Source organism: Pseudotabrizicola sp. (assembly GCF_030684215.1).
Taxonomy (GTDB): domain Bacteria; phylum Pseudomonadota; class Alphaproteobacteria; order Rhodobacterales; family Rhodobacteraceae; genus Pseudotabrizicola.
The window spans coordinates 12,141-24,845 of record NZ_JAUXOV010000074.1; the positions used below are offsets into that span (position 1 = coordinate 12,141).

Genomic DNA, 12,705 nt, shown 5'->3' on the forward strand with positions numbered 1-12,705 from the left:
TTTATAACTGTTATGACGGGTTCGGCGCAGCAATCAAGATGTGATCAAATCCGGTCGTCATATTCAAAGCGCAGGACATCAGCTTGCCAGCCCTGCCCGGTCAGGTCATGCGCCACCACCCCGACAAAAGCGCCAGTAAAGCTGGCATGCTCTCCCTTGCCACCCTCGTCCGAGATCAGGGACGCGTCCAGTTCAGGCCCGATGGGGGTGCCGTTCAGGCTAAACCGCTGCGTCGCGCCCGCCACTTTCACCCCAAGCGTGATGTCACCCTCCGGGCAGGGATGCACCCCATGAAAGGTCAGCGCCTCGCCCTGCCAGTCCCCCAGACAGGAGACCAAGCTGATAACCCGCGCCCCGCCGTCTCGTGTGATCAGGGCGGCGTGGAATTTGTGCCGATTGTAATAGGTTGTCAGCCCGACAGCCTGCTGCCATGTCGGCGGGTCGGCGTGAAAAATGGCGCTCGCGGTATAGCTGGCCTCTTCCTGCCGCCGCGCGATCAGGCTTTGCTCAAACCACGACCCAAGGCTTTCGCGCGCGGTCAACCGCAGGCAGGTGCCGGTCATGGTGAACAGACGCGCACCATCGGGTGTGCGCAGCCATTGAAATTCTGGCGGAAGGTCTGGTCCGCTGAAATCATGGCAGATCGCCGCGCGCGGGGCTTGCGACAGCTCCAGCGGCAGATGGGTCGGGGCAACCTGACCGTCGCCCTTCAGCCAAAGCCAACCATCCCGCCATTCCACCTCTGCCAGCCCGGTCTCACGGCCCGTGGCGCAAAACGGGCCACGCGGCCCCTGCACCGGACGCCCGCATAGAAAGCTGTGCCAGTGCCGACCATCATGGCCTTCCACATATTGCCCGTGCCCCATGCGCTGCATCGGGTTGCCCGGCGCAAAACGCGCCGTGATCACATGCTTTTCAGGGTGCGTCTCATATGGTCCCTCGATGGCGCGCGACCGCGCCAGCGTCACCGCATGATCGTATCCGGTGCCGCCCTCGGCGGTGGTCAGATAATACCAGCCGTCGCGCCGGAACAGATGCGGCGCTTCGGTCAGGCCCAGATCAGTGCCGGCATAAATGTCATGCTTTGGCCCGAACAGCCCGCGCTCTGGCGACCATTCCTGCAATTCGATCCCGTCAAAACGGTCGTTCGCCGGGTTCGCGCCGGTGCCCTGCCACCGATGGTTCCAGCGCATGTTCACGAACCATTTGCGCCCATCATCATGAAACAACGATGGATCAAAGCCGGACGCACTGACATACCATGGGTCGGACCAATCCCCGTCAATCGTCTCACAAGTGGTGATGTAGTTGTGCGCGTCCTTGAAATTTCCGTCCAGCCGTTTGACATCGGTATAGACCAGCCAGAACCGCCCGTCGGCATGGCTCAGACACGGTGCCCAGACCCCGCAACTGTCAGGGTTACCCCGCATATCCAGCAAGACCGCCCGGTTCAAAGGGCGCGCCACAAGCCGCCAGTTCACCAGATCGCGGCTGCGGTGGATCTGCACCCCCGGATACCATTCAAAGGTTGAGGTCGCGATATAGTAGTCCTCTCCCACTCGGCAAAAACTTGGGTCGGGATTGAAGCCGCGAAGAATGGGGTTCTGGGGCATGGGTCTCACAGTGACAAAAGGTTGGCTATGCGAATTTCAGCAAGTTTCAGGTCTGACCTGCCGCTTTTACGAACTTTGAATTGCCGACTTCATTTTCTGTTCACAAATATCCCGCGGGGGGAAAGGCCGCCGCAAAGCGGTGGACTTGGGGGGCGCGAAGCCCCCCTTGCCAACCCTAACGCAAAAGCGCCCGTGCCTCGGTAATGCCCAAAGCCTCGGGCCGGGTGCAGGTGGTGGTCAATGTCACGAACTCCCCGCTTTCTCCCGATGCCAGACAGGCCGTCATCACCTCCACCCCATGCAACGTGCGGTCAAGCGAGCAGCGCGCGTCGCGACCGGCCATCAGCGCCTGCACCATATCAGCCAGACCGGCGGTGCGGTAATTGGCCAGGGGCCCGTGCTTTGGGTGATCCTGGTTCGGAACGCCAAAGGGGTGATCCCATGGCGCCAACGTCTCCAGGCTGCCGTCTTTGTGGCCAATCTCGACCTCGCCACCAAAGAAATTCGGGTCGGGCACATAGAGCGTGCCTTCAGAGCCATAGAGTTCAAAATGGTTGCGTTTGTGGTGCCAAACATCCCAACTTGTGGACAGATTGACGGTCGCACCGTTGTGAAAGTGCAAGAGTGCGTGGATGTTGGTCGGCGTCTTGACCGGCACGGTTTCGCCGTTGCGTGGCCCGTTTGAGATGGTGCGCGCAGACTGCGCCGAACTGGTCAACGCAGCGACCCGTTTGACCGGGCCAAGAAGGTTGATCAAGTTGGCCACGTAATAAGGGCCAAGGTCCAGCATTGGCCCCGCGCCGGGCAGGAAGAAGAAATCAGGATTGGGGTGCCAGTGCTCCATCCCGTGGTTTAACACCGCCGCGCAACCGGCTGTAATCTCGCCGATTTTGCCTTCATCCAAAATCGCCCGCGCCTGCTGATGTGCGCCACCAAGGAACGTATCGGGCGCACAACCCACGGCCAGCCCCTTGCTTGCCGCCAGCGCGCGCAGGGTCTCGCCCTCCTCCAGCGTCAGAACCAGCGGCTTTTCGGAATACGCGTGCTTACCCGCCTCCAGTATCCGCTTGGTGACCGCGAAATGCGCATCGGGAATGGTCAGGTTGATCACCACATCCACATCCGGGTTCGCCAGCAGGTCATCGACCGATTGGGCTTTCACGTTGAACTCTGCCGCGCGCGCCTGTGCGGTTTGCATGTTCATATCGGCCACCGCGCGCACTTCCAGCCCATTGAACAGGGGCGCAAGCCGCAGATAACTGGTCGAGATATTGCCGCAGCCGATGATGCCAAGTCCCATATTTGCCATTCTCAAAACTCCTTGGCAGCTGCGATGGCGCGGGTTGCGAACCGCGTGTGGTCAGAGGGGTTGTCATGCTCCATCACGAAATGCTTGACCCCAATGGCACGCAACGCAGCCATGATCGAGGGCCAGTCCACAGTGCCGTGCCCCACATCTGCCCAGCCGTCCTCATCCGCGTTCTCACCGGCCGGAGCGATATCTTTGACATGTGCTGCGGTGATCCGGTCTTTGTACCGCTCGATCCATGCCAGCGGATCAGCGCCGCCCCGGATCACCCAAGCCACGTCCATTTCCCATTCCAGATGCGGGCCGCCATCAAAGATTTCCTCTTGTGGGATCGCGCCATCAGCGGTGGGGCGGAATTCGAAATCGTGGTTGTGCCAGCCAAAACCATAGCCCTCGGCCCGGTAGACATGGGCCGTCTTTTCCAGCCGCGCACCAAAGTCATGCCAGCCCTTGCCATCGGTCGGGCGGTCGGCGGGCATGATATGAGGGCAGTAAAGTTTCTGCATCTTCAGCGACTTGGCAATCGAAAGCACCTTTGCCACCTCGGTTTCCAACATCGCAAGACTGAAATGCCCGGTTGGCATGGTCAGCCCCGTGGCGGCAAGACCCGCCGTTGTCGCCTCGACCGCCGCATCATCGGCGTAAAGCGCGCCGTAGCCTTCTACAGCGGTATAGCCCGCGTCAGCCAGCATCTGGAACGTGGCAGACATGGGGGGGAAGTTGCGCGATGAGTAGAGTTGATAGGAAAACATCGGATCGGTCCTTTCAGGTGCCATAAGTGGCGGCATGCAGGTGGCGCAGCGTGAAGCGTGGCGTGCCTTCGGTGGAGGGGGTAAAGCGGATCATCCGGTCCTGACCGGGGATCAGGGCAAAGGCGTTGTCGGAAAACCGGCCCGGCAAGTCAGCCTCCAGCGCGGTGAAGGGCGCAAGGGCGTGCGATTTCAGCGTGATCAGCCAGTCGTCGCCATCTCTTGCAACGCTTTGGCTGATCTTGGGATCAACCAGATCAAAGGTCTTCCACGCACGTGGGGAAAAGATGTCTGCGCCTGACGCTCTGGCCCCGTCTGACCAGTGCCAATGCAGCACCTCGTCCGGTTGCAGTTGCGCCCGGTCTATCACGGTGCAGGGCGTGGCGCCTTTGGTGCAAAGAGTGGTGTCCGTTTCCACCAGCGGGCGGATCTGGCCTGCCATATTGACCGCCTGCACATGAAGCGTGATATACGCCTCATCGGGCAAGTCGTTCACCGCCTTTAGCGTGATCGTGTCAGCCTGAGGAACGGCGATGACCGTGATCGGCGCAAAGAAGCGCCACGCCATGTGGTGCAGCAGCTTCCAGTTGCCGCCATGGTCAAGGCTGGACCAACTGCACACCGGCCATGTGTCGTTCAGCTGCCAGTATAGCGCGCCCATGCAATGCGGCTTGAGCGCCCGCCAAGCGGTAACAGCTGTGTGGATGGCCACGCCCTGCTGCACCTGCGACAAATAAACAAAGCTGGGGAAATCGACGGGGAAGCGAAAGGTGCGGAACATGGTCTCCGCAATCCGCGCGTTGCCACCGGCATTTTTCTGGTGGCTCTCCATCACCGGGGCGGCGATGTTCCAGTCGCTCCGGTCTGCGAATGTTGCGATTGCAGATAGCGAAGGGTAGGACTGAAAGCCAAATTCGCTGCAAAAACGGGGCTTTACGTCGCGGTAGTGATCGAAATCGCGTCCCTCGTGCCAGACGGACCAGAAATGCATGTCCCCTGACGAGTCATCGTGCCACGCGTCCCCAAACGCCAAAGGGCCGGGGCTGGGGCTGGAGGGCCACCAGTTGGCACCGGGCAGAGACTCGAACAAGGCGGACTCGATCGTGCGGTTCAGGCGGTCGTAGTTGACCAGATATCGGTCGCGGTCGCGACGCGACTCCTCGAACCAACCAAGCGCGCCGATCAATTCGTTGTCACCGCACCACAGCGCGATGCAGGCGTGGTGGTTCAGGCGACCCACCACATCACGGATTTCCTCGGCCACTTCGGTCAGGAAGTCGGGGGTTGACGGGTAAAGGTGGCAAGCGAACATGAAATCCTGCCAGACCATCAGGCCCAGTTCGTCGCACAGATCATAGAACCAGTCCGGCTCATACCGCCCGCCGCCCCAGACGCGGATCATGTTCATGTGGGCGTCGAGTGCCGATTGCAGCAGATCACGCACAGCGCCTTGGGTGATGCGGCCATGCAGCGCGTCGGCGGGAATCCAATTGGCCCCTTTGGCGAAAACCGGGCGACCATTTACGGCAAAGCCGAAGCTGCGGCCAGCGGCGTCCGGTTCCGACACAAGGCGGATATCACGCAAGCCGATGCGGCGCGTGGCAGTCGCCGTGCCAGCGGTGACCACCAGATCATGCAGCACCTGTGCGCCCTGCCCTGCTGGCCACCAAAGCTGCGGCTTGGGAATCCGCAAGGTCAGCGTGGCGGTGCCATTTACGGCGGGCGCGGTGGCGGTCACGCCGCACAGGGTGGCCGTGGCATCTGCGGCAGTGGTTTCCACCCGCAAACTGACTTCGGCCAGACCCGCATCATGGCGTTGGGCGACGATGATATCGCCGACGCGCTCGGCCACAGGGTCCAGCGCCACCTTGCCCCAAAGGCCAAAAGTGGGCAGCGCGATGTTCCAGTCCCAGCCAAAATCACATTGCGGCTTGCGCAGCATGTTGCCGTTTGGGATCGGGCAGTTCGGCTGGTGATAGGGAATGGGGAACGGTTGTGCCGCCTGCCTTGCGGCCCCTTCGCGCACCACCGAACGGAAGGTGATGTCGATGCGGTTGTCCCCTGCACGCAACAACCCCGCCACCGGCACCCGCCAGCGGCGGTGCGCGTTGGCAGCGCGCAGCACACACATGCCGTTCAGTCGCACCTCGGCCACGGTGTCCAGCCCGTCGATCACCAGTTCGCAATCACCGCCATCATGGTCAAAGTTGCGGCTGGCGGTCCAGTCGCGGTCGGCGATCCAGCGGAGCCCGTATTCATTCAGGCCCCAATACGGATCAGGGATCACGCCTGCCGCATGCAGCGCCGTGACCCCGTCGCCCGGCAAGGCAAAGGGCACGTCATACTCCCCCACCTCATCGCTAAGGCGCCATGAGCCGGCCAGATCCATCGCCGTCAGATCCTTACTTCGCTGCCTGCATCGAACAGGCTGGCCTTTGACATATCCACTTTCAAATGCACCTTGGTTCCCGGTGCCATGCGCCGTTCCACCGGCACGCGGACCGACATTTGCGTGCCCGCCGCCTGCAACCAGACAAGGCTATCAGCCCCCATAGGTTCATCCAGCTCTACCATCGCCGGGATCGTCACCCCCGGCTCTGCGCCATCCTGCACCACCAGATGTTCGGGGCGCAGGCCAAGGATAACCTTGTCGCGCGCGCCCACGATGCCACCCTCATATCCCGCCAATGCGAGCTTCAGATCGCCAAGCTGAAACGCCTGCCCACCATCGATCGTGGCCCCATGCAGGAAATTCATCGACGGGCTGCCGATGAAGCCTGCCACAAACAGATTGGCCGGACGGTTGTAGATTTCCTGCGGGGCGGCAAGCTGCTGGATGATGCCACCGCGCATCACGGCGATGCGGTCTGCCAGTGTCAGCGCCTCTATCTGGTCATGCGTCACATAGACCATGGTGTTCTTAAGTTGTGCGTGCAGGCGTTTGATTTCCACACGCAATTCGCTGCGCAGCTTGGCGTCAAGGTTCGACAACGGCTCGTCAAACAGGAAAACATCAACATCGCGCACCAACGCGCGGCCGATGGCTACCCGCTGGCGCTGTCCGCCTGACAGGGCGGCAGGCTTACGGTCCAGCAGCGGGCCGATCTGCAGGATTTCGGCCGCGCGGGCGACCTTTTTCTCAATCTCGTCGCGCGGCACCTTGGCATTTTTCAGCCCGAAGCTCAGGTTCCCGCGCACCGTCATCTGCGGATAAAGCGCATAGGACTGAAACACCATGCCGATGCCACGCTCATTCGGTTCGGCCCAGGTGACGTTCTTGCCCTTGATGAAAATCTGTCCGTCGGTGATCTCCAAAAGCCCCGCCAGACAGTTCAGCAAAGTGGATTTGCCACAGCCCGACGGCCCCAGCAGCACCACGAATTCCCCCTCGGCCACGTTCAGGTTCATGTTCTTCAGAACCGAAACGGAACCGAAGTTCAGCGTCAGGTCCTTGACTTCGATCGAATTGGTCATGCGTGGTCAGCCTTTCACAGCACCGGCGGCGATGCCGCGAACGAACAGTTTGCCGGAGACAAAGTAGATGAACAGCGGCACCAGCCCGGTCAGCAGGGTGGCAGCCATGTTGACGTTGTATTCCTTGACCCCCTGCACCGAGTTGACGATGTTGTTAAGCTGCACCGTCATCGGGTAGAGATCAGGCTTGGTGTAGACCACGCCGAACAGGAAATCGTTCCAGATACCAGTGACTTGCAGGATGATCGCTACCACGAAGATCGGCAGGCTCATCGGCATCAGGATCTTGGCATAGATCGACCAGAACCCGGCTCCATCAACACGGGCGGCCTTGAACAGTTCCTCGGGGATGGTGGAGAAATAGTTACGGAACAGCAGCGTCAGGATCGGCATGCCAAAGATGGTGTGCACCAGAACCAGACCCCAGAGCGAGCCATAGAGGCCCATTTCGCGCAAGAGGATGACGATGGGATACAACATCACCTGATAGGGGATAAATGCCCCGAAAATCAGAATGGTGAAGAAGATGTCTGACCCTTTGAACTTCCAGAAAGTCAGCGCATAACCGTTCACCGATGCCACCACGATAGACAGGATCACCGACGGGATCAGAATACGGACCGAATTCCAGAAGCCGCGCGACAGGCCATCGCAATTCAGCCCGGTGCAGGCTTGCGACCATGCCTTTACCCACGGCTCGAACGTGATCTCGACCGGGGGGGCAAAGATATTGCCCATGCGGATTTCGGGCATGCCTTTCAGGCTGGTCATCACCATGACCCACAGGGGCAAAAGATAATACAGGCTGAACACGAACAATGTGCCGTAAATCATGATGTTGCGGCCCGACAGCGCGCGTTTGGGTTTTGTGCCGCGCGGCTCGGCGTCGGTACGGGTCAGGACGGCGGTTGCGTCAACCATGTTTTTTGCCTCCGAATTCCAGATAGGCCCATGGGATCAGGACGATCAGCACGGTCAGCAGCATCATGGTCGATGCGGCAAAGCCCTGGCCAAGGTTTTGCGCCTGAAACATGTAGTCATAGACATACATCGCGGGCACCTGACTGGCCGTTCCCGGCCCGCCAGAGGTTTGCGCAACCACCAGATCATACAGCTTGATGATGCCCGCAGCGACGATGACCAGCGTGGTGATGAACACCGGGCGCATCATCGGCAGGATGATCAGCAGATAGGTTTTCCATGTCGGAATGCCGTCCACGCGGGCGGCTTTCCAGATATCTTCGTCAATCCCGCGCAGACCGGCCAGCATCAGGCACATCACAAACCCCGTGCCCTGCCACAGCCCGGCGATCAGCAGGCCGTACAGTACAAGCTTGGGGTCGTTCAGCGGGTTAAAGGTGAACGTCTCCCACCCCAGCGACCGAACAATGGACTGGATGCCGAATTCTGGGTTCAGGATCCATTGCCAGACAAGACCTGTTACAATGAAGGACAGCGCAAACGGATACAGCATGATGGTGCGGAATGTATCCTCATACCGGATCTTCTGATCCATCGCGACGGCAAGCAGAAAGCCGATACTGATGGTGAAAACCAGCGACAACACCCCGTAAATCATCAGATTTTCAATCGAGGTCAGCCAGCGCGAGTTGGACCAAAGCCGCTCATACTGATCAAAGCCGATAAAGCGTTCGCGCGGCAACAGCTTGGAGTCGGTGAAGGAATACAGCACCGTCCAGAACGTGCCGCCCACAAACACCACCAATGTTGTCAAAACCATCGGAATCGCCGCGATTTTCGCGTTCATATTCCGCCACATGCGGTTGACCCGCCGTGCTTCGGCCATTGGCCTGCCCTCCCCTTGCCGTGCGTTTTCAGATGGCAAGAGCCGCCCAATCCCGGGCGGCTCCGCCGTCAGTCCGGGATCAGAGACCCGATTTCAGGTTTGATACCCACTGCGCATGAGCCGCTTCCGGGGCCATGTCGGTTTTCCAGAACTCGACCAGCAGGTCTTCGTTCTGCTTTTGCACGTCCGGCGACCATGCCATGTCACCCGATGGCACAAGGTTGCCTTGCGCCAGCAGTTCGAGACCTTTTTTCATACAGTCGTTAGCAGCGGCCAGATCGACATCGCCCCGGATCGGCAAGGAGCCTTTCTTGAGGTTGAAGGCAACCTGCGCTTCAGGGCTGACCAGCAGTGCGGCAAGGCGTTTTTGCGCGGCCTCAATATCGGCACTCTTGTTTTTCGGGAAGTAGAAGGCATCCCCCCCCGTTGACAGGTAGGCATTCAGCCCCAGTCCCGGCAGGCAGGTGTAGTCGGTGCCGGCCACTTGCCCCGCAACCTGAAACTCACCCTGCGCCCAGTCACCCATGATCTGCCCGCCCGCTTCACCGGTGATCACAAGGTTGGTGGCCTGGTTCCAGTCTTGGACTGTGGATTTGGCAGCAAGGCTGCGTGCATCGGCCACTGCCTGAAACACGGCAGCGTATTCGGCGCCAGCGGCCATATCCATGTTCTTCTCGACATTGACCTCTTTCCAGACATCAAGCCCGGCCACGGCGATCGAGATTGCGCCAAACGCAAGGTTGGACTGCCAGGGCTGGTTGCCAAGCGCCAGCGGGATTTTCCCTGCAGCTTCCAGTTGTGGGGCGCTCTCGACAAATTCGTTCCAGTTAGCCGGAACAGGCAAGCCTGCATCGGCATAGGCCTTATTCGACAGCCACAGCCATTCGGGCGAGTGAATGTTTACTGGCGCACAATAGATGCGACCATCAACGGTGCAGCTATCAAGCAGCGACTGCGGGAAGACCTTTTCCTTCCAGCCCTCGGCCTCGGCCACATCGGTCAGGTCCAGCATAAGCCCGGCCTCGACCAGTTCCAGCGCCTGCTGGCCGTGGTTGAACTGAGTGGCGCCCATCGGGTCGCCACCGGTGATGCGCGAAATCATGATCGGGCGCGCAGTGCCCCCACCGCCCGCGATTGCACCATCAACCCATTTGTCGCCAGAAGCGTCAAATGCCTTTGCCAGTTCGGCCACAGCAGCGGCTTCCCCGCCGCTGGTCCACCAATGCGTGACCTCAAGATCGGTTGCGAATGCAACGGATGGCAAGGCCACGGACGCGACAAGCGCCGTCGCAAGTTTAAAGGTTTTCATGCAGTCCTCCCGGTTTCTAAAACGTTATAGTGATTTCTATAACGTTATAGTTTTGCCGATCAAGTAATCTTTTCGCTTGTGAAGCAGTTCTTACATGGCGTTGAATGGAGTGGAAATCTGGTCGTTTTCCAGTCCACACCCCCAATACGAGAGCTTGATGCCGCAGCGCCGCACACCGAACTTTTCCTCGCGCGACAAGGCATTTACGCCTTGCGCACGCGTCGGGCTTTTCGCAAGTGCAGCACAAGGCCCCCGACTGGGTTTGACCAAGCACAACCGCCAAACGATTCGCCATATGGGGGACAGCACATGACCTCTGGTGTCGACATTCCACTGCGACATCCGGCGCCTGATTCGGAACCTGAACGTCCAACGCTCAAAACTATTGCCGCCGAAACCGGGCTGGCCGTGGCAACGGTCAGTCGCGCGTTGAAAGATGCGCCCGACATCGGCGAGGCCACCAAGCGCCGGGTACGAGAAGCCGCCACCCGTCTGGGCTATCGCCCCAACCGCGCTGGTGTGCGCCTGCGCACCGGAAAAACCAATGTAATCGCATTGGTTCTGTCGACTGAATCCGATGTGATGAACCACACGTCACAGTTGATCTATTCCATCGCAAACGCCTTGCGCGGCACCGCCTATCACCTGATCGTAACCCCGTATTTTCCCGATCAGGATCCGATGGACCCGATCCGCTATCTGGTGGAAACCGAAAGTGCAGATGCCATCATCCTGAATCAGACCAAGCCTGAAGACCCGCGCGTGCGCTATATGACTGACCGGCACTTTCCCTTTGCCACTCATGGCCGCACCGATATGGGGATCGAGCACAGCTACTACGATTTCGACAACGAGGCCTTTGGCATTGCCGCGGTCGAAGCGCTGGCTGCCGCCGGCCGCAAGCGCCTGCTGCTGGTGCCACCGCCCCGCACCCACAGCTATGCCCGCCACATGACAACTGGCTTTGTGCAGGCAGCAGGCGCCCACGGTCTGGCGTTTGAGGTGCTTACCACGGCCACCTCTGACTCTGGTGGCACTGCAATCGAAGAGGCGGTGATAGAGCATCTGGCCAACAGCACCCCACGGCCCGATGGATTGCTGTGCGGATCGACCACTGCCGCTATGGCTGCGGTGAACGCGGCAGAACGGCTGGGGCTGGTGTTAGGCCAGGATTTTGATCTGGTTGCCAAAGAGGCGATCCGGTTTCTGCACCGCTTTCGCCCCGACATTCTGGTCGTGCATGAAGATGTGCGTGAAGCAGGTGACTTTCTGGCCCGCGCCGTGGTCGCCGCCGTCGAGCGCCGAGACACCCCAGCCAAGCAGGGATTGGAGCGGCCCGGTTCTGTGGACCGGGGCCGCGATAACAAGGGAGGATCATCATGAAGACGATCAAAGGACCGGCGCTGTTTCTGGCGCAATTTGCAGGGGAAACTGCCCCGTTCAACTCTTGGGACAGCATCACCAGATGGGCCGCAGATTGCGGCTATAAGGGCGTACAAGTGCCGTCTTGGGATGGGCGGTTGTTCGATCTGGAAAAGGCAGCCACGTCGAAGGCGTATTGCGACGAGATCACAGGGGTTGCAGCAGCCAACGGTATCGCAATCACCGAATTATCGACCCATCTGCAGGGCCAGCTTGTGGCCGTGCATCCGGCCTATGACACCGCTTTCGATGGGTTTGCAGCCGAGGCCGTGCGCGGCAACCCCAAGGCCCGGCAGGAATGGGCTGTGGATCAGGTGAAAAAGGCGCTGACCGCGTCGAGAAATCTGGGCCTGTCCGCACATGCCAGTTTTTCGGGGGCCTTGGCCTGGCCCTATATATACCCTTGGCCGCAACGCCCGGCAGGGTTGGTGGAGGAAGCGTTTGACGAACTGGCCCGCCGCTGGCGGCCCATTCTGGACCACGCCGAGGACTGCGGCGTCGATGTCTGCTATGAAATCCACCCCGGCGAAGACCTGCATGATGGGATAAGCTTTGAGATGTTTCTGGAGCGCGTTGGCAACCATCCGCGCGCAAACATGCTGTATGACCCCAGCCACTATGTGCTGCAACACCTTGATTATCTAGACCATATCGACATCTACCACGAGCGCATCCGCATGTTTCACGTCAAGGACGCCGAACTGAACCCCACTGGTCGTCAGGGCGTCTATGGTGGGTTTCAGTCATGGGTGAACCGCGCGGGCCGGTTCCGGTCCTTGGGCGATGGTCAGGTCGATTTTGGCGGGATATTCTCGAAACTGACGCAGTATGGTTTTGACGGCTGGGCGGTGGTGGAATGGGAATGCTGCCTGAAACACCCCGAAGACGGCGCGCGTGAAGGCGCAGATTTCGTGAGGGCGCATATGATCCGGGTGACCGAGAAAGCGTTTGACGATTTCGCAGGTGCCGGGACCGACCGGGCCGCGAACCGGCGGATGCTGGGGCTGGACTGACAGTTGCGC

At 60.1% G+C, this 12,705-nt stretch carries 10 protein-coding genes; 2 read left to right on the plus strand and 8 right to left on the minus strand.

The window, feature by feature from the left end; all coding sequences use genetic code 11:
• Positions 1 to 44: 44 nt before the first annotated feature.
• From Q8K08_RS18250 to Q8K08_RS18285, 8 genes are all read right to left on the minus strand, one after another.
• Positions 45 to 1,613, minus strand: a complete 1,569-nt coding sequence (locus Q8K08_RS18250; protein ID WP_305251112.1) for a glycoside hydrolase family 43 protein — start codon at positions 1,611 to 1,613, stop codon at positions 45 to 47.
• Between the two features lie 175 nt (positions 1,614 to 1,788).
• Positions 1,789 to 2,922 (minus strand): Gfo/Idh/MocA family protein, encoded by a 1,134-nt coding sequence (locus Q8K08_RS18255; protein WP_305251114.1) that lies wholly within the window; start codon positions 2,920 to 2,922, stop codon positions 1,789 to 1,791.
• A gap of 2 nt (positions 2,923 to 2,924) precedes the next feature.
• Positions 2,925 to 3,674 carry a sugar phosphate isomerase/epimerase gene (locus tag Q8K08_RS18260; protein ID WP_305251116.1) on the minus strand — a complete coding sequence of 250 codons (750 nt, stop codon included), beginning with the start codon at positions 3,672 to 3,674 and terminating at the stop codon, positions 2,925 to 2,927.
• 13 nt (positions 3,675 to 3,687) lie between these two features.
• Complete coding sequence (locus tag Q8K08_RS18265) at positions 3,688 to 6,060, minus strand: glycoside hydrolase family 2 protein (RefSeq protein ID WP_305251118.1); 2,373 nt, start codon at positions 6,058 to 6,060, stop codon at positions 3,688 to 3,690.
• Positions 6,061 to 6,065: 5 nt separating this feature from the next.
• Positions 6,066 to 7,145 (minus strand): ABC transporter ATP-binding protein, encoded by a 1,080-nt coding sequence (locus Q8K08_RS18270; RefSeq protein WP_305251120.1) that lies wholly within the window; start codon positions 7,143 to 7,145, stop codon positions 6,066 to 6,068.
• A gap of 6 nt (positions 7,146 to 7,151) precedes the next feature.
• Positions 7,152 to 8,066: a carbohydrate ABC transporter permease gene (locus tag Q8K08_RS18275; RefSeq protein ID WP_304802062.1), complete on the minus strand. Its 915-nt coding sequence runs from the start codon at positions 8,064 to 8,066 to the stop codon at positions 7,152 to 7,154.
• A complete protein-coding gene (locus Q8K08_RS18280) occupies positions 8,059 to 8,952 on the minus strand; it encodes a carbohydrate ABC transporter permease (protein ID WP_304802060.1) in 894 nt (297 codons plus the stop codon). Before Q8K08_RS18280 ends, Q8K08_RS18275 begins: the two co-directional genes overlap by 8 nt.
• A 79-nt stretch (positions 8,953 to 9,031) precedes the next feature.
• The gene (locus Q8K08_RS18285; protein WP_304802058.1) at positions 9,032 to 10,261 is read right to left on the minus strand and encodes an ABC transporter substrate-binding protein; all 1,230 of its coding nucleotides are present in this window, start codon (positions 10,259 to 10,261) and stop codon (positions 9,032 to 9,034) included.
• Between the two features lie 309 nt (positions 10,262 to 10,570).
• Here Q8K08_RS18285 and Q8K08_RS18290 point away from each other — a divergent pair, with 309 nt between their 5' ends.
• Positions 10,571 to 11,644 (plus strand): LacI family transcriptional regulator, encoded by a 1,074-nt coding sequence (locus Q8K08_RS18290; RefSeq protein ID WP_305251123.1) that lies wholly within the window; start codon positions 10,571 to 10,573, stop codon positions 11,642 to 11,644.
• On the plus strand, positions 11,641 to 12,696 hold the full coding sequence (locus Q8K08_RS18295) for a sugar phosphate isomerase/epimerase (protein WP_305251125.1): 1,056 nt from the start codon (positions 11,641 to 11,643) through the stop codon (positions 12,694 to 12,696). The genes Q8K08_RS18290 and Q8K08_RS18295 overlap by 4 nt, the downstream gene beginning before the upstream one ends.
• Positions 12,697 to 12,705: the final 9 nt, after the last annotated feature.